Annotated in this window: 18 protein-coding genes; 16 read left to right on the forward strand and 2 right to left on the reverse strand. The window is 56.0% G+C overall.

Annotation, left to right across the window (positions count from 1 at the left end):
- Positions 1-7: 7 nt before the first annotated feature.
- Positions 8-1,153 (forward strand): CaiB/BaiF CoA-transferase family protein, encoded by a 1,146-nt coding sequence (locus AD670_RS20190; protein WP_053136365.1) that lies wholly within the window; start codon positions 8-10, stop codon positions 1,151-1,153.
- On the opposite strand, the gene AD670_RS20195 is transcribed toward AD670_RS20190, so the two are convergent.
- Positions 1,145-2,083, reverse strand: a complete 939-nt coding sequence (locus AD670_RS20195; RefSeq protein ID WP_053136367.1) for a LysR substrate-binding domain-containing protein — start codon at positions 2,081-2,083, stop codon at positions 1,145-1,147. The genes AD670_RS20190 and AD670_RS20195 overlap by 9 nt on opposite strands.
- 33 nt (positions 2,084-2,116) lie before the next feature.
- Positions 2,117-2,773, reverse strand: a complete 657-nt coding sequence (locus tag AD670_RS20200) for a hypothetical protein (protein WP_053136370.1) — start codon at positions 2,771-2,773, stop codon at positions 2,117-2,119.
- A gap of 264 nt (positions 2,774-3,037) precedes the next feature.
- Between AD670_RS20200 and AD670_RS20205 the strand changes: the two genes are divergently transcribed.
- From AD670_RS20205 to AD670_RS20270, 15 genes are all read left to right on the forward strand, one after another.
- On the forward strand, positions 3,038-4,234 hold the full coding sequence (locus AD670_RS20205) for an amidohydrolase family protein (RefSeq protein ID WP_053136371.1): 1,197 nt from the start codon (positions 3,038-3,040) through the stop codon (positions 4,232-4,234).
- 125 nt (positions 4,235-4,359) lie between these two features.
- Entirely contained in the window at positions 4,360-5,610 is a 1,251-nt protein-coding gene (locus AD670_RS20210) for an acetyl-CoA hydrolase/transferase family protein (protein WP_053136374.1), read from the forward strand.
- A 28-nt stretch (positions 5,611-5,638) separates the two neighbouring features.
- Positions 5,639-6,835 carry an acetyl-CoA C-acetyltransferase gene (locus tag AD670_RS20215; protein ID WP_053136377.1) on the forward strand — a complete coding sequence of 399 codons (1,197 nt, stop codon included), beginning with the start codon at positions 5,639-5,641 and terminating at the stop codon, positions 6,833-6,835.
- Between the two features lie 73 nt (positions 6,836-6,908).
- The gene (locus AD670_RS20220) at positions 6,909-8,090 is read left to right on the forward strand and encodes an acetyl-CoA C-acyltransferase family protein (RefSeq protein WP_053136379.1); all 1,182 of its coding nucleotides are present in this window, start codon (positions 6,909-6,911) and stop codon (positions 8,088-8,090) included.
- A gap of 10 nt (positions 8,091-8,100) precedes the next feature.
- Positions 8,101-8,952, forward strand: coding sequence for a 3-hydroxybutyryl-CoA dehydrogenase (locus AD670_RS20225; RefSeq protein ID WP_053136381.1), 852 nt, complete (start codon positions 8,101-8,103; stop codon positions 8,950-8,952).
- A 195-nt stretch (positions 8,953-9,147) separates the two neighbouring features.
- Positions 9,148-9,897 (forward strand): hypothetical protein, encoded by a 750-nt coding sequence (locus AD670_RS20230; RefSeq protein ID WP_053136383.1) that lies wholly within the window; start codon positions 9,148-9,150, stop codon positions 9,895-9,897.
- Positions 9,898-10,012: 115 nt separating this feature from the next.
- Positions 10,013-10,237, forward strand: a complete 225-nt coding sequence (locus tag AD670_RS20235) for an AlpA family transcriptional regulator (RefSeq protein ID WP_053136385.1) — start codon at positions 10,013-10,015, stop codon at positions 10,235-10,237.
- A 5-nt stretch (positions 10,238-10,242) separates the two neighbouring features.
- Positions 10,243-11,088, forward strand: coding sequence for a ParA family protein (locus tag AD670_RS20240; protein ID WP_053136389.1), 846 nt, complete (start codon positions 10,243-10,245; stop codon positions 11,086-11,088).
- 84 nt (positions 11,089-11,172) lie between these two features.
- Positions 11,173-11,382, forward strand: coding sequence for a hypothetical protein (locus tag AD670_RS32325; protein WP_053136391.1), 210 nt, complete (start codon positions 11,173-11,175; stop codon positions 11,380-11,382).
- Positions 11,383-11,396: 14 nt separating this feature from the next.
- On the forward strand, positions 11,397-12,986 hold the full coding sequence (locus AD670_RS20250) for a ParB family protein (protein ID WP_053136393.1): 1,590 nt from the start codon (positions 11,397-11,399) through the stop codon (positions 12,984-12,986).
- A complete protein-coding gene (locus AD670_RS20255; protein WP_017530160.1) occupies positions 12,983-13,531 on the forward strand; it encodes a DUF2857 domain-containing protein in 549 nt (182 codons plus the stop codon). The genes AD670_RS20250 and AD670_RS20255 overlap by 4 nt, the downstream gene beginning before the upstream one ends.
- Entirely contained in the window at positions 13,528-14,715 is a 1,188-nt protein-coding gene (locus AD670_RS31060; RefSeq protein WP_082341011.1) for an STY4528 family pathogenicity island replication protein, read from the forward strand. The genes AD670_RS20255 and AD670_RS31060 overlap by 4 nt, the downstream gene beginning before the upstream one ends.
- 222 nt (positions 14,716-14,937) lie before the next feature.
- The gene (locus tag AD670_RS20260; RefSeq protein WP_053136396.1) at positions 14,938-15,693 is read left to right on the forward strand and encodes a PFL_4669 family integrating conjugative element protein; all 756 of its coding nucleotides are present in this window, start codon (positions 14,938-14,940) and stop codon (positions 15,691-15,693) included.
- Positions 15,690-16,208, forward strand: coding sequence for a DUF3158 family protein (locus tag AD670_RS20265; protein ID WP_053136400.1), 519 nt, complete (start codon positions 15,690-15,692; stop codon positions 16,206-16,208). Before AD670_RS20260 ends, AD670_RS20265 begins: the two co-directional genes overlap by 4 nt.
- The gene (locus AD670_RS20270; RefSeq protein WP_053136403.1) at positions 16,205-16,660 is read left to right on the forward strand and encodes a single-stranded DNA-binding protein; all 456 of its coding nucleotides are present in this window, start codon (positions 16,205-16,207) and stop codon (positions 16,658-16,660) included. The genes AD670_RS20265 and AD670_RS20270 overlap by 4 nt, the downstream gene beginning before the upstream one ends.
- Positions 16,661-16,692 lie beyond the last annotated feature (32 nt).

The following is a 16,692-nucleotide window of genomic DNA, read 5'->3' on the forward strand; positions in this document are numbered from 1 at the left end:
AGCTGCGATGAAACTCAACGGCGTAAAAGTCTTGGACCTGACACAGTTCATGCCCGGTTCCGTCCTGACAGGGATGATGGCCGACCATGGCGCCGAGGTAATCAAGATCGAATCCCACGGCGGCGACCCGACCCGTCAGCATGAACACCGCGACAATCCTGATCTGGCTGCTGCAACCGTGGGATTCTTTGCCAGTTGCAACCGGGGCAAATACAGCCTGTCCCTGGACCTTAAGCGCTTCGCCGCCAAGGAGATCCTCTACCGTCTGGTCGAAGACGCCGATGTGCTGGTCGAGTCATTTCGTCCGGGCGTGGCCGAACGTCTTGGCATGGATTACGAGACGCTGCGCCAGCGCAATCCCCGGTTGATCTACTGCTCATTGAGTGCCTTTGGCCAAACCGGCCCCTTGCGTGACACCCCGGCCCATGACAGCGTTGTTCAGGCGTATGGAGGCTCCCTCCCCTTGGCCGATGACGCAACGCCGGTGACCGACTGCCTGCCCACTGCGGCGCTGGCCGGCGCACTGAACGGGTTAGTCGCGATTCTGATGGCATTGCTCAGCGCCCGCAGCAACGGTCGCGGTGAACGCATCGACATAGCCATGCGGGACTGCCTTTTGCCGGCGCAGCCCTTCCGCACCCGTACGGGCAACCCCGAGGAGAACCAGGGTCTGGCAATGTGCAGCGCTTACCGTACCTCTGACGGCCTGTGGCTTTGCCTGGGGGGCCGGGAGCGCGTGTTCTGCGAAAACCTGCTGAGGCCTCTGGGTCGAGCGGATCTGATCGATGTCGCCACAGGAGCGACGAGCGGTGACCAAGGGTCCGTGCATGCCTTCCTTGCAGAGGTTTTCAGCACGCAGCCGCGAACCTATTGGCTGCCCTGGCTGGAGACGCGTGGCATCAGTGCCGCGCCAGTGCTCGATTTCCGGGACGCCCTCAAGCATCCCCAGACCCAAGCGCGACAGATGCTCCTTGTCGATAATCAAGGCCGTGAGCACATTGGCACGCCACTCAAATTCCAGGAAGAACCCGGCACTCCGAACCTGCGCGTACCGCGTTTGGGTGAGGACAACACAACGATATTGTCGGCGCTGGGTTATCGCGAACAGGAGATTGCCGCATTGCGTCGCGCGAGGGTCATCCACTCACACTGAATGATCGGCTAGCCCTTCGTCGGGTGCTGCACGCTCACGCTCGGCAATGCGTTCGATCAGGCTGATCATCGCCCGCAGGGCCGGGGTCAATGCACGAGGCACCCAGGCGACCGCTGCTTCACCATGCATCGAATCAGGCAGGTCTCGCACCGTGACGAATCGCACACCTTCTATCGGCAGGTGTCGCGCAGTGTCCTGCACGAAACCGATCCCCAGCTCATTGGCGACCAGATTGAACATGCTGTACGGCTGCGCAACTTGTTGAATGCGCTTGGGCGAAAACCCGGCGTTACGACACGCGGACTCGAGTGCCGTATGAAAGTGAGGTGTCAGATGCTGCGGCGACAGCACAAACGAATGACCGGCGAATTCTGCCAGCCGCAATGTTCCATTCTCGTCCCCCAGCTTCCACCTGGCGGGTACCGCCGCAATGACTCGGGAATACTCAATGACTCTGACGTCAAGGCCGTCGGTATTGACAACGTTGCGGTTGAGAATGCCGATGTCCAGGCTACCGTTACGCAACCCCTCGATCTGTTGGGTGCTGAGCTGTTCATCAAGGTGGACTTCGATATTGGGCCAGCGCTCATTGAACACCTTGACCGCCGCCGGCAAGATCCGCATCGCGCTCATCGGTGAGAACGCGATGCGCATTCGGCTCAATTCTCCCCGCGCCTGGCGGCGTACTGCCTGCTCGGCAAAATCAACCTGAGCAATGATAGTCATGGCCTCTCGCTGCAGGACTTTGCCAGCAGGCGTCAAACTGACTTGTCGGCTGGTACGGTCCAGCAAGCGCGCATCCAGTGACTCTTCCAACCGCTGAATGGATTGGCTAAGAGGGGGTTGCGCCATTCCAAGCCGCGTGGCCGCTCGACCGAAATGCAACTCTTCGGCCACCACGATGAAGTGTCTGAGCTGCCGCAGTTCCATTATTGATACCTGCTCAAAGGGACTTGGGGGAAATCAGATTGCGCTCCAACGCGGGGCTGAAAAGTGCTCGACCAGACCGGCGTGAACATCGGGGTGCAGGCCGGCAACGCCCGGCTGGATCAAGTTATAGGCGAATTGCGTGTCCCCGTACCAGATCGTCCCGTCGCTAAGGTCGGCCCGCCAGCTGGCTGCAATGCTGCCATTGGGAAAATGCTGTTTGAGCAAGCGAATCAGGAACAACTCAGCCGCCTTGACCGTGGCAGGCTGAAGTTCAGCTTCCATTCTGAAATCTACTTCCAACTGGCGGCGCTTGCTGGTCGGAGCACTCGTGTCCTTTATCAGTGCTTTTACGCGGCTACTTTGGGAGCGGGTTTCGCCGCTCTGCCATGCCTGTTGGTGGTTTGAAACGTCACGACTGGCGTACGCTAAAGAACCAGGCTTGGCGAGCAAGGTGTCGAAATACAGTTCGGCCGTTGCCACTTCCTGAGGACGGAGTGTCGGCGAAGGGACGCAGATCACCAGAAAATCGTCGATAAACTCAGGAGTTCCTTCAATGAAAAGCGTGACCATCACCTTCGCGACAGTTGGAAAAGCGGGCAGATGTGCCATGTAAACCTCATGGGATGCAGTGAGCAGATACGGCAGCCGCCAAAAGGCAACAAAATGAACGCCGTACACAAATATAAACATACGCACGGTCTTCAGCGCTACAGGGCATCCCTGATGATTGTGTCAGCCACTCCAACAGAAACCAGATCTCGTCAGTCTGGTTTATGTGTACATCGGGTGAAGCATGGGCCCTTGAGGCGAAAATTTTCTGTGAGATCAATATCGATATGATATCAATCGTGCGAAATACGATATTGCGTTTGCACATACCGGACCTTTCTATAAGAATGACCCAACGCACACAAGTGTGAACACCGTTCATAAAAAAGCAACCGGAGATTAGTGATGACCACGTACACAGGCGCGATTTTCGACGGCGATACGCATATCTACGAGCAACCCGACTCCTGGAGTCGTTACCTGCCCAAGGAATTGGAAAAGGATTGGAGCTTTCAGTGGCGTGTCGGCGCCGACGGCGAGTACGCGCTTTATGTAGGTCAGAAGAAGGTGGAGGTCAGCGCCGGTTACTTCACCGCCGACGGCAAGGTACCGCCACCTGGCAAGCTGCATGAATGGTTGCGCGCAATGAAAGATGGTCATGGTGAAGTAGAAATGCGCGTCGACATGACGCCGGATATGTACAACGCCGCAGACCGTCTGAAAAAAATGGACGAGTTTGGCGTGGAAGGCTGCTTCATGTACTGCGGCAACATGGTCGCGGCGGTCAGCTACCTCGACGACCCCAAGCCTGCGGCAGGGGTGTTGCATGCCTATAACCGCTGGATGCTTGACGAGTGGAAATTCAATCACTCCGATCGGATCTACTCGGCCCCGCTCATTTCCCTGGCCGACATCGATTCGGCCATTAAAGAAGCCGAGTTCGTGGTCAAGAACGGCGCCCGTCTGGTGCTGATGCCAATGGGCCCGAACGAAATCGGTCGCTCTCCTGCCGATCCTTACTACGACCGCTTCTGGTCAATTCTCAATGAAGCGCATGTACGTGTCGTCTATCACGTCTCGGAAGCCATCTACCTCAAACACCACATGGCGGTCTGGGGCGAGTTGATGCAGCAATCGCGGATGCGCCAGTCGGCGTTCGTCTGGATGCACGGCTACAGTGAACGCCCGGTGATCGAGACCATCTCGAACTTCATCTTCTGGAACTTCTTCGAACGTTTCCCGAACATCAAGCTGCTTTCGGCCGAGAACGGTGCCGAGTGGGTCCCAAACATGCTGGTGAAAATGGACAAAGTCCGCGGCATGGCGAAGATGGGTCTATGGCCAGCAGGGCAGTTGAAAGAGCGCCCAAGCGCAATCTTCAAACGCCACGTGGGTGTAGTCGCCTACCCGGAAGACAACATTCGCAGCCTGATCGATCAAACCGGCAGCGCCGATTGGATCATCACCGGCTCCGATTATCCCCACGCCGAGGGTGTACCGACCCCGGCCGACTTCATTGGTGAGGCATTGACCAACTGCAGCGTCGAAGAACAACGCAAAATCATGTATGAAAACGGCAAGAACTTCATCGCCATGAGCTGAGATTCGCTGCCGTGCAAAAAAGCCCTCACTGTGTGAGGGCTTTTTTGTTGGCGTTGAAAAAGCACTTGCGGCGTGTCCTCAGCACCATGCTATTCTGAATGCAGTTCACAATAACGAATGAAGTCATGACTCTGCATACCTCCGTCGAACGCATCGACCTGTCCCGTTGGATCCTGCCCGGTGATACCGTCCTTTGGGGTCAGGCGAATGCCGAGCCTCTTCCCCTGACGCAAGCATTGATGGAGCAACGGGCTGCAATAGGCCAGTTCCGAGTCATGCTCGGCATCAGCAACAGCGACACCTGTCGGCCGGAACATGCCGATCACGTCAGCTTTCTTTCCTACTGTGGCGGTGGAGCGAATCGCGCACTGGCGAAGGCCGGTGTGCTGGATATCCTGCCCTGTCATTACTCGCAGTTTCCCGAAATGATCCGCGACGGTTCGTTAAAGATCGATGTGCTGTTGCTGCAACTTGCGCCTCCCGATCAGCACGGCCGTTACAGCCTGAGTCTGGCCCATGAATACCTGCTGCCAGCGCTTGAGCACGCTCGCGTGATCATCGCTGAGGTTAATCAGCACGCGCCCTGGACCTTCGGTGAGCGCTATCTGTACGAAGAAGACATTGATTGCATGGTGGAGACTTCGCGGTCGCCGCTTGAAAGCCCTGCGTCGAAGCCCGGTCAGGTCGAACAGGCAATTGCCAATCGGGTCGCTGGCTTGATCGAGGACGGTTCCACTTTGCAGTTCGGCCTAGGGGTCATTCCCGAAGCGATCCTTAGCGCCCTCGGCAACCATCGCAATCTGGGGGTGCATTCCGGTGCAATCGGTGATGGCGTCGTCGACCTGATGGAAAAAGGTGTGATCAACAACGCACACAAAACCGTCGATCGTGGCGCCACAATCGCTGGTGTGCTCATGGGCAGTCACCGCCTGAACCGTTTCGCCCATTGCAACTCAGCCATCCAGATGCGCTCGACGGCTTACACGCATGACCTGCAGGTGCTGGGCAGCCTGGAGCGTTTCGTGGCGCTGAATTCGGCCATCGAAGTCGACCTGAGCGGCCAGATAAACGCTGAAACAGCTGGCGGTACCTATATTGGCGCTGTCGGCGGCGCACTGGATTTCCTCCGTGGTGCACGGCGGTCCCGGGGTGGTTTACCCATTATTGCGCTGCCTTCCGTTTCCGGGAGCCACAGCCGCATCGTCTCGCGCATCAACGGTCCTGTCAGTACCCCGCGCAGCGACGCGGGCCTGATCGTCACCGAATACGGCGTAGCTGATCTGCGAGGCCTGAGTATCAGCCAGCGCCGCTCAAAGATGCTGGACATTGCCCACCCCGATTTTCGCGAACAACTGGAACAAGCCGCCGGCCTCTAAAGGCAGGCCTTACCTGGAGAAATAAGTGATGAGACGTGCCGCGATCGTTGCGCCCTTACGCACCCCTGTTGGAACCTTTGGCGGCACTCTGCGGACGGTGTCCGTCGAAGTGCTGGGCGCTCATGTCGTCAAGGCGATACTGGAGCGGACAGGTCTGGATCCAGCCCGTATCGAGGACATCGTTTTTGCTCAGTCCTACGCCAGCAGTGAAACACCATGCATTGGACGCTGGATTGGGTTGCAGGCCGGGCTGCCCACCGAAGTCCCCGGCATGCAACTCGATCGTCGCTGCGGAGGTGGCCTGCAAGCGGTCATTACTGCCGCCATGATGGTTCAGACGGGGGCCGCCGATGTCGTACTGGCCGGCGGCGTAGAAAGCATGAGCAACATTGAATATTACTCGACCGATATGCGCTGGGGCTCACGCGCCGGCAGTGTAACGATGCATGATCGACTCGAACGTGGACGTGAACGCTCGCAACCCGAGGAACGCTTTGGCCAGATATCGGGAATGATCGAAACGGCCGAGAACCTCGCTCGGGAATACCACATCAGCCGAGAGGAAGCAGATGCTTTTGCCTTGCGCAGTCATCAGCGCGCCGCCCAGGCGTGGAGCGATGGTCGTTTCAATGACGAGGTCGTGCCTATCAGCGTGCCACAACGCAAGGGCGAACCAATTTTGTTCGACCGCGATGAAGGCTTTCGTGCTGACTCGAGCCTGATTTCACTGGGTAAATTACGCCCGCTGATCAAGGACGGAACAGTTACGGCAGGCAATTCAAGCCAGCAAAACGATGCGGCGGCGGCGTGCTTGATCGTAGCGGAAGACAAGCTTGAAGAGTTAGGTCTCAAGCCGATGGGCTTTCTAGCCGGCTGGGCAGCCAGCGGTTGCCATCCTGCGATGATGGGCATCGGTCCGGTGCCTGCCGTGCAAAAGCTGATGGCAAGGACAGGACTGACCCTGGACCAAATGGATCTGATTGAGCTCAACGAAGCGTTCGCCTGCCAGGCACTCTCGGTGCTCAAGGGGTGGGGTTGGAATGATCCGGATCGACTCAACGTCAACGGTTCGGGCATTTCACTGGGCCATCCAATCGGTGCGACCGGTGTGCGCATGCTCAGCACTCTGCTCCATGAACTGGAGCGGCGCAAAGGTCGGTATGGGCTGGAGACCATGTGCATCGGCGGAGGTCAGGGGCTGGCGGCGATTTTTGAACGCACCTGACTTTGCTGAGTGATGCCACTGCATCACCGCGCCATGACCCCATGAGCAGTTGCCATAAGAACAAGGATCAAGCATGAGTTCCACTGAAGTATTTATCGTCAGCGCTACACGGACCGCCATTGGTTCTTTTGGCGGATCTCTCAAAGACGTGCCGATGGCGGATTTAGCCACCACCGCCGTTAAGGCAGCATTGCAACGAAGCGGCGTCGATCCGGCGCAGGTCGACCATGTGGTGATGGGCAATGTTATTCCCACCGAACCACAGGATGCTTACATTTCCAGAGTGGCCGCGATGAACGCCGGCATCCCGAAAGAAACACCCGCGTTTAACGTTAACCGTTTATGCGGTTCAGGACTGCAAGCCATCATCTCGGCGGCACAGACGCTCTTGCTGGGTGACGCCGAAATCGCCATAGGCGCCGGGGTCGAGTCCATGAGCCGAGGCCCCTACCTCTTGCCCGCCGCTCGCTGGGGCGCACGAATGGGCAACATCCAGGCTGTCGACTACATGCTCGGCATCCTGCATGACCCCTTTCATGGCATCCACATGGGCATCACTGCCGAGAACATCGCGGTACGCAATAACATCAGTCGCGAAATGCAAGATGCATTAGCCATGGAAGATCAGACGCGTGCGTTTCGCGCCATCGAGAACGGCCGGTTCATCGAGCAAATCGCTGCCGTTGAAATACGTACTCGAAAAGGCACGCAAGTGTTCGACGTCGACGAATACCCTCGGCTCACCTCTACAGAACAACTGGCGCAGATGAAGCCGGCGTTCAAGAAGGACGGTTCGGTCACTGCTGGTAACGCCTCAGGACTTAACGATGGCGCCGCAGCACTGGTAATGGCCACCGGCGCAGCGGTACGGGCTAATAATCTGCGTCCTCTCGCCCGTCTGGTTACCTACGCCCACGCGGGAGTAGAACCCGAGCTGATGGGATTAGGCCCCATTCCGGCTACACGTCTGGCATTGAAGCGTGCCGGCCTGACGATTGCAGATCTAGACGTTATCGAAGCCAACATCGCGTTCGCCGCCCAAGCCTGCGCGGTTAATCAGGAACTGCAGTTGGACCCGGCGAAGGTCAACCCTAATGGCTCAGGGATTTCCCTTGGCCACCCGGTAGGGGCAACCGGAGCGATCATTGCCACCAAAGCCATTCATGAACTGCATCGTATTGGCGGTCGTTATGCCTTAGTCACCATGTGTATCGGCGGCGGTCAAGGTATCGCTGCTATTTTTGAGCGTGTATGAGGAAATATTCGTGAGCATTCAACATATCGCAGTGATTGGCGCGGGCACGATGGGTAACGCAATCGCGCAAATCTGTGCGCTGGCAGGCATCAATGTCGCTCTGCTTGATGTCAGCGACGAGGCGCTGGAAAAAGGAGTGGCGACTCTCACTGCAAACCTGGAGCGCCAGGTCCGCAAGGAAAGCATTAGTCCCAAAGACAAACAGGATGCCCTCGCCCGAATATCACCAGGCACCGACTATGCCGTACTAAGCGCTGCCGGTCTGGTGATTGAGGCGGCCACTGAGAATCTGGAACTGAAGAAGCGCATTCTCAAACAGATTGATAGCGTCGTGAGTGATCACTGCATTATAGCAACCAACACATCTTCGCTGTCGATTACCGAGTTAGCGGCAGTCGTTACCCAGCCGAGCCGCTTTATAGGCCTGCACTTTTTTAATCCAGTTCCCCTGATGGCATTGGTTGAAGTCATACGCGGTATACAAACCTCGGATGTAACCCATGCCCTGGCAATCAAACTGGCTGAACACATTGGCAAAAGTGCAGTGACGGTGCGCAACAGCCCAGGCTTTGTCGTCAACCGAATCCTGTGCCCGATGATTAACGAAGCGATCTTCGTCTTGCAGGAAGGATTGGCCTGTGCCAAGGACATCGATACGGGTATGCAATTGGGCTGTAACCATCCTATCGGTCCGCTGGCGCTTGCCGACCTGATAGGTCTGGATACCATGCTGGCAATCATGGAAAGTTTCCACCAAGGCTTCGACGACCCTAAATATCGGCCGCCGCAGTTACTCAAGGAAATGGTTGCCGCAGGTTATCTAGGTCGTAAAAGTGGGCGTGGTTTCTACATCTATCAATGAATACAAATATTCTTCAATGAAGATCCAGAGTGATCGGAGAAGTGAACTTTAAAATCGGATAAAAACTCGTTTAACTGGAAATGGAATGACCTCACCGAATTGCTCGACTGGGGGACAACTAGCATGATTAGCTAGTTTAAATTTATAGATAATCGGTGAGAGGCCTATCCATTAGGAACGGAGGTCCATCACGTTATGACTGTTTATGTTTTCAATCCGCATAGCAAAAGCTTCTATCGCCCTATAGATGCAGCATTGCGCTGGTGCAATCTCACTCGCTACGAAGCCAAAATTGTCCAGGAGGATTGGTCTCGTCCCGAGAACCTTGCAGTCCTATTCCCCCAATGGCCCAATCTTCACATCGCTTTCGAAAGGATTTTAGACGCCATACGCAATGGTGAACTGCCGTACGGCTGCCTTGGCATTCCTGTTCCTTTGGGAAGCTATGTAGAGCCCTATCAGCTGACCATCCGCCATTCGGACTTACGCCGTTGGATGGAGATTCACTACCCCGACCATAAGCCCAGCTTTTTATTCGAGTCCGGTGAGGGTACATCTGCAAAGGTCAGTCTCGGAACTTTTCTTTCAGTAAAAGCAGATCGAGACGAGTTATCGAGAGCGTTGAAAGCGCAACAGCAACACATTCAAGAAATCTTGGGAGAACTCCAGTCGATTGGACTTGAAAGAGATGATCTCAAAGCGTTGGCCAAAACGAATGGTCAACTCAGCGAGCGTAGTGAGCTGACCTATCACAATATCATTGGGGCATTGGTCAGCCTTCTTTTGGACCATTCGCCCGCCGGAAAACCTCTTTCGGTATTCACGAATCAAGCAGCCATCGTTGATGCCATTGTCGCTCGTCACAAAGATGTGCCCGGCCTCAGCAAGCGCACGTTGGATGAAAAGTTTGCCGTGGCCAATCGTAGCCTCAAAAAAAATACCTGATCGAGCCAATTGCGTTGCAATAGGGTTGATTGCAACGCAATGACTCATCCGCCGTGGTGCGATTCAATCCATGTCACTTCCCACCACGCGCCAATTGGCGCCAGGAGTGACTAGCATGTCCAGCCAATCTGAACCCGTCGTTGAAACATCTCAACTACCGCGCTACATCATGCGCCGTGAGGAGGTCGAGCAAAAAACCGGCTTCAAACGTGCGCACATTTACAACCTGATGAAGGAAGGCAAGTTTCCGCGGGCGAAGCGTATCGGATTGCGCGCAGTTGGCTGGGACTCACTGGAAATCGAGCACTGGATTGCAGAACGCCTTTCGGGACAGGAGTGAGGGTGATGCACGTGGTCTCGGTGGTTTCCACCAAGGGTGGCGTAGGCAAAACTACAGTAGCGGCGAACCTCGGTGGCCTGTTGGCCGATGCTGGTCTGCGTGTTCTGCTCTTGGATCTGGATAGCCAACCTACCCTCTCCAGTTATTATTCATTGAGCCAGAAAGCGCAGGCAGGTGCGTACGAGCTCATTGCACTCAATCTAACAATACCTGAACGAATAATTTCTAGGACTGCAGTCGTCGGTCTCGACCTGATTTTCTCCAACGACGATCAAGGTCGACTGAGCACATTGTTGCTGCATGCCCCTGACGGGCGACTACGCCTGCACAATTTGCTCAACGAGCTGTGTCTCAATTATGACCTGCTTTTGATCGATACTCAGGGAGCACGCAGTGTACTGCTGGAAATGGCCATCCTGGCCTCCGATCTCGCCCTCTCTCCCATCACGCCAGAAATGCTCGCTGCCCGCGAAATGCGCCGTGGCACCTTGAAGCTACTGAGTGAGCTCGAACCGTTTCGCCACCTAGGCATCGACCCGCCGCCCTTACGGCTCTTACTGAACCAGGTGAACGTCAATCGAGTGGACACCCGGATGATCATCCGGAGCCTGCGTGAGACTTTCGCAGAAGCTACCAATATCTCGGTGCTAGACACCGTGATCCCGGACCGGGTGGCATATATCAATGCCGCATCCCTCGGCTTACCGGTCCACCGAATAGATAAGTGCCCGTCGAGTAAACGCCGACGCTCGCAGTGTGCGTTAGAAATCATGCAGGCGCTGGCCATCGAATTATTCCCTGAATGGCGCGAAGCGATCTCATCGGTAATGAGGTGTGCGAAGCCTCGATAAAACAAATCGCCCAATCAGCATTTCACCAATTTATTTTTGTTTGATCAGCCTTGAGCCCAGCAGGGCTTGGTAAGGAGCTTTCTAATGTTGGATCAGTTTCCTATCGTCGTTCAGCCTTCCATTCGACCACGCGACGCGGCTTGCGAGAAGTACTGCACCGTGGTTTTTCGTTTGCAAGGGGGGCGCTCGGCCATGGTGTGGTTCCTCGCAGAACTCTCCCAACATTTCGAAGGTTCAGGGACTGCCGAAATCGTAAAATTCGAGGTCGGTGACCATTTGCGTAGCCGGCGTTGATCGAGGCGGTTCAGATGAAGAAGCTCAGTCAGGAGGAAATCACCGGCAAGCTGCACCAGGACCACTTCACTCAAGGTCCTGGACTGGAGCGACTGTCCGATCCAGACATCGACACTCCCATGCTGGTCACTCTGGAACAGTTACGCCCCTACGAGCACAACCCACGCTTCATTCGTAATCCGCTTTATGACGATATCAAGGCGTCGATCCGTGAACGCGGGCTGGATCAACCGCCACCGATTACCCGCCGCCCGGGTGAAACCTCTTTCATCATCCGCAACGGCGGTAATACGCGCTTAGCGATTCTCGGCGAGCTGTGGCAGGAAACGCGCGACGAGCGTTTCTTTCGGATTCACTGCCTGTTCCGACCTTGGAGCAATGAAACCAACGCCCTACTCGGCCATCTAGCGGAAAGCGACCTGCACGGCCAACTCACGTTCATCGAAAGGGCCCTGGCAGTAGCCAAACTCAAAACCATGCTTGAGTCGGATGGCCCAGAGCTCTCACAACGGGAGCTGGCTCGACGTCTTGCCGCTGGAGGCTATCCGGTTTCGCAGTCGCATATCAGCCGGATGCTGGACACCCTCGAACACTTATTACCCGCCATTCCACAAACTCTGTATGCCGGCTTGGGTAAGCCTCAGATAGAACGTCTGATCGGTCTACGTAGTCAGGCTGAGCGAACCTGGAACAGCTATCCAACCGCCACAGTCGCGTTTGCAGAGTTCTGGCTGGAGACCATGGGCTACTTCGATGGTGATCCTGAATCCTTTGATCTTGAGCAGATCCAGGACGAATTGCTCGAACGCATGAGCCACTTGCTCGGACAGTCCTACCGTATGCTGGCCCTGGAGCTGAGCGATACCCAACGGGTCGTCTCCACGCCCGGGGCTGTAACGACCACGCCCTCCAAGAGCATCTATCCGCAAAGCGTACATGAAGCCACGGCAGCCCGCCCCTCCTCCGACACCAACCCCGAATCAACTGATGCCAAGAGCAAGGTAGAGCCAAATCCAGAAGAACTGCTCAGAGCACCCGAAACAAATACTTTACCTGCGGTCCGTCACCTATCACGCGTTCAACAAATTCGTGAGCAAATCGATCGCGAGATCATTACCGAAGCGGGGTCTTCATTCGAAACCTGCACAATCGACGACCTCTGGACCATCGCACCAACGCTGGATACGCCCGAACAACTGCGTTTAGCCATTGCTGGACTGGCTCGGGAAATGGCGGCCTATGCCGGAGATGCCGAGAGCATCATTGATCAAAAGCTTGGCTTGGGCTTCACCCTAGACATTGAGCGACTTGATCTTTCAGCACCTCGCTCGACCGGCGTTCACCTAATGCTCCTGGCCCTATTAAGGGCTCAAGACGAGGTGAACTGGGAGGACCGCAAGCAAATACCTTCCGCACTGTTCGGGCAACTGTTGTTAGGGGTCTATCAACTCTATCTGCCAGATCGACCAGTCACGGACGTGGGTCTGGAGCGACTGCCTGACAGTCTGTTAATCAAACTGTTTCGCCTGATCCGCCTGGCCCGGCGTCTAATCGACTTAACACTCATCTCTGAAGACAAAAACTCACCGGAGGAGCTGAGATGAACTTGTCCTTCAATATGCTCAATCAAGCCATGCTAACCCAGGTACTGCACGAACTACGCCTGGGCAACCTGCAACGCTGCAAGGCACTTGGACTGAGTGAGGATGACATCTTCGTGCTGCAATCCTTACCACCGACCACGCTATCGCGCCTGGCCCATGCCACTGTCCCTTGGCTTGAGGTCAAGATTGACTCGCCAGTGCTGCATCGTTTGATTGAACAAGCTGAACGCGACGAACAGAACGAACGGTTGATCAACCGAGCGCTCAAACTCGGCGCCAGCAGCACCATTATGTACCAGTGTTTTGGCTTGGCGCATTCGGAAACAGCCATGCGTCGGCGTCTACTCAAGATAGAAACTCGTAAAGGCCGCCCCCAACATTTAAGCGAAGCGCAGGAGCATGCGTTGTGGCAACGTTGGTGCCAAATACGAACAGAGGACGGCACCGAGGATAAACTCGACGCCATGATGATGCTTGCCGAAGAACAGCAGATCAGCTTGACCATCGTTTGGCAGCAAATCGACCAGTACAGCAACAAAACATGAATGCTATTCCTTCCAGTCGCTGGCAACGTGTCCTGCAGCAATGCACACAGCAGCTGCATGAGCGCTGGCCAGCACGCCCTACCACTGAACAGCCCTCCAACCAGGCTCTACAGGCTGGCTTTCTGTTTAGTGGCCAATCACACGAAGTCGTGCCACGTCGGCTGCTGTTGGATAATCGGCTGACGCCATTGGAGCGAAATGCTTGGCAGGTATTTCGGCTCATGCTGCAAGGCCAGGGCGTGGTTACGCCACGCTATGAGGATTTGCAGCCTTACCTCTCGAGCGTGCCCTACGGTGCGTCAGCCTCGCGTGAAACCATTGCACGCGTGTTGACGATGCTCAGGCTCACTCGTTGGCTCAGTTTGGTTAGCCGCGGTCGCGATCAAATCAGCGGGCGGCTACAAGGTTCTTTGTACGTTCTGCACGATGAGCCGTTAACCCCCGCCGAAGCCATGGAGCTCGATCAGGATTACCTAGAACTGGTCGGACATGCCCTCGGACATGCGACAAAGGCAGTACGTATTGTCGCTCAGCACATTGTGGAGGAGGTCCGACAGGACATAAATATCGATCAGGGTCGATTACCGACGCGGCTCGAAAGTTGGGGCGAACAGTGGACGCAGCAAGGCGTGGGTCAGCCACCCGGTGATGCATTCCACGATTCCGAACAGAGGGAAGATCACCGCGTTCGGAATCGTGCAGGCCCTCGTTCGGATTCCGAATCAGGCTTGAACCCTAACGTTTCCAGCACCGTTCGGAATCCGAACGCTGCCTGTACTGTATTAAAAGAAAGTAAATGTACAGTACCGCGCGCGACCTCTACTGTGGATAACCTGCACTGGCCCACTTCGCTGCGCCTAAACCCAAGCGAACGTCAGGCCATCGCCGTGGCGCTGAACAAGCTCAACCCAGCGGATCAGCAGGCGGTGCTTAACGAAGCGGGGGCACGCTGTGCGGCCGGTGGTATACGCAAGCCAGCTGCCTATCTGATGGGCTTGGCCCAACGTGCGCTGAAGGGCGACTTTCGTCCTTGGGCAAGTCAGGCCGAACCATCACCCATCGCAGAACCGCCCCCAACCGCCCCCTCGCGGCCATCTCGAAAAAAGGGCGAACCTGCATCAGCCCTCGCCCAAGCGTGCCTAAATGAGCTGCGCCAACTGCGTGGAGGCAGTGGACGTCAGTAGATTTGATGCCAGTGGCATCAAATCCATAGCGTTCCAATCTACGAAAAATATCGGACCGAACCATGGAACGTTTAGGGAAACGCCTGGGCGTAGTTCCAATAAACGTAGACGTCAGGTATTTGCCCTCTCTCACCAAACCGAATAGACCGCATTCAGCTTTTTGGCTGTCCTTGACCCTCATTTGTCGCAACGTCCCGTCCAAGCCAATGCGAGGACAACACCATGGCCGATCACTATCAACTCAATCTGGGTTCATTGCGCAGCAGCATCACCCTGACCCTGCATACCCACCATGCAGCCCGTATCTGGCAAGGTCGAGCCGCACGCGAAGGCGTCCACTCGATCATGGGTATGGCCGGTTACATCAGTGTCACCAACCTGATCAAACAAACTGCGGCTCAGGACGATCCCTATGCAGATTGGGCCATCGTGCAGCTCGAAGAAAAATTGATGCAGGCAAAGGCTGGAATGCTGGAACTGACTCAACAGTTAGACCGAATAAGACAGGACCTGCCGACACAGATCGACATGGGGGACAACCTCAACATCCACCCCGTTACTTTGCCATTGTACATCGGTAGTCAGCTGGGTTTTCTAGCCGTCTACCTGCTAACCGATTACGACACTCTGGTACGCCATACCCTATTGGCCCATCACACCGCCTTGATCGGCCGAAGAGACATGGAAGCGTGGATCGACGACGGCGCCCACCTGTTACGCAGCTTGTTCGGCCAGGCGCAACGTTATAGACATGCTGGCGTTACACGCGATGATATGGCCGCAAATAATGCTCGCGCACTGGCGGCCGTGGAGAAGTATGGATTGCCCCCGATGGACATCCTTGAGGGGCATCGCCGTTCTCAGTTTGCGCCGCCGATCATTCGCCGTGGTGCTGTAGCAGTGGATGACGCTGACGCGTTGGCAGAGGACGTGGATGGTCCGTCTGTGACCGTGAATGAGCCGGAGGCTGACGCGTGAATCCCATGACCCCGATTCAACCAATGCCCTTCGAAGCGTTGACACCGGATGCCTATCGGCAGCTCGAACACGCAGCCTCCCTAAAAGGCCTTTTAAAACCTTTTAAGGGTAAGGGGGAGTTGGAGCACCTGGCGCAGGTGGCGAGGGAAATCGAGGCGCAGTTATGTCGCCTGATGGAGGCTGTCGTGCAGCAGGCCGGGCAGCCGCCGTACTCGCTATTGAAGATACGATTGGTGCTGCAGAAGACCAGCGCGGGCAGCACCTTTTTGCGTTGGCGCACCCGTGATTTTTCTCGCATGGGTGTGGCGGTTTGGGAACGTCAGATCTCCAACAAAGCATTGCCGCAGATCGTACGAAAGGAATTACACCGTTTCGAATGCGCGCGTATCGCACTAAACCTTCAGATGAGTGTGGTGCATTCGCTCTACCGCCAGGCTACGACCTGCGCGATCAAAATGGCCAGTGCCGAACAGTTGCTGCGCCAGTTCACACCCGCAGTGGAGAAAACACGATGAGTACTTTTTTCGTCGGCGAAGGCAATATCGGCAGTGCGCCAGAGTTCCAGGAGTTCGCCTCAGGCAATGACGAGCCACGGCGTTTGCTACGGCTGAATGTGTACTTCGACAACCCCATCCCACGCGAGGGCAGCTATGAGGATCGGGGCGGCTATTGGGCGCCGGTTGAGCTCTGGCACCGTGAGGCTGAACACTGGAGCACGCTGTACCAGAAAGGCATGCGCGTACTGGTCGAAGGTCGTACGGTGCGCGATGAGTGGGAGGACAGCGAAGACAATGCGCGGGTGACCTTCAAGATCGAGGCCCGTCGAGTCGGCATCCTGCCTCACCGGGTGCACAGTGTGCTCATACGGGAACGCTCCAGTGAAACGGCGGCCTCTCAAAATACAGAACAGGGCAGTTCACCGACGTCGAAACCCAAGAAACACAGAGGTCAATCACCTAAGGCCTGAACGACTTCAGGCATAAAAATTGCGCCTCTGCG

It is taken from the genome of Pseudomonas sp. MIACH (assembly GCF_001269925.1).
Lineage (GTDB): Bacteria > Pseudomonadota > Gammaproteobacteria > Pseudomonadales > Pseudomonadaceae > Aquipseudomonas.

Bases quoted from the DNA above. Each gene is read 5' to 3' on its own strand.
- AD670_RS20260 (WP_053136396.1), top strand. From the start codon at position 14,938: ATGGCCGATCACTATCAACTCAATCTGGGTTCATTGCGCAGCAGCATC.
- AD670_RS31060 (WP_082341011.1), top strand. From the start codon at position 13,528: ATGAATGCTATTCCTTCCAGTCGCTGGCAACGTGTCCTGCAGCAATGC.
- AD670_RS20200 (WP_053136370.1), bottom strand. From the start codon at position 2,773: ATGTTTATATTTGTGTACGGCGTTCATTTTGTTGCCTTTTGGCGGCTG.
- AD670_RS20240 (WP_053136389.1), top strand. From the start codon at position 10,243: ATGCACGTGGTCTCGGTGGTTTCCACCAAGGGTGGCGTAGGCAAAACT.
- AD670_RS20210 (WP_053136374.1), top strand. From the start codon at position 4,360: ATGACTCTGCATACCTCCGTCGAACGCATCGACCTGTCCCGTTGGATC.
- AD670_RS20235 (WP_053136385.1), top strand. From the start codon at position 10,013: ATGTCCAGCCAATCTGAACCCGTCGTTGAAACATCTCAACTACCGCGC.
- AD670_RS20190 (WP_053136365.1), top strand. From the start codon at position 8: ATGAAACTCAACGGCGTAAAAGTCTTGGACCTGACACAGTTCATGCCC.
- AD670_RS20270 (WP_053136403.1), top strand. From the start codon at position 16,205: ATGAGTACTTTTTTCGTCGGCGAAGGCAATATCGGCAGTGCGCCAGAG.
- AD670_RS20195 (WP_053136367.1), bottom strand. From the start codon at position 2,083: ATGGAACTGCGGCAGCTCAGACACTTCATCGTGGTGGCCGAAGAGTTG.
- AD670_RS32325 (WP_053136391.1), top strand. From the start codon at position 11,173: ATGTTGGATCAGTTTCCTATCGTCGTTCAGCCTTCCATTCGACCACGC.
- AD670_RS20220 (WP_053136379.1), top strand. From the start codon at position 6,909: ATGAGTTCCACTGAAGTATTTATCGTCAGCGCTACACGGACCGCCATT.
- AD670_RS20255 (WP_017530160.1), top strand. From the start codon at position 12,983: ATGAACTTGTCCTTCAATATGCTCAATCAAGCCATGCTAACCCAGGTA.
- AD670_RS20205 (WP_053136371.1), top strand. From the start codon at position 3,038: ATGACCACGTACACAGGCGCGATTTTCGACGGCGATACGCATATCTAC.
- AD670_RS20215 (WP_053136377.1), top strand. From the start codon at position 5,639: ATGAGACGTGCCGCGATCGTTGCGCCCTTACGCACCCCTGTTGGAACC.
- AD670_RS20250 (WP_053136393.1), top strand. From the start codon at position 11,397: ATGAAGAAGCTCAGTCAGGAGGAAATCACCGGCAAGCTGCACCAGGAC.
- AD670_RS20230 (WP_053136383.1), top strand. From the start codon at position 9,148: ATGACTGTTTATGTTTTCAATCCGCATAGCAAAAGCTTCTATCGCCCT.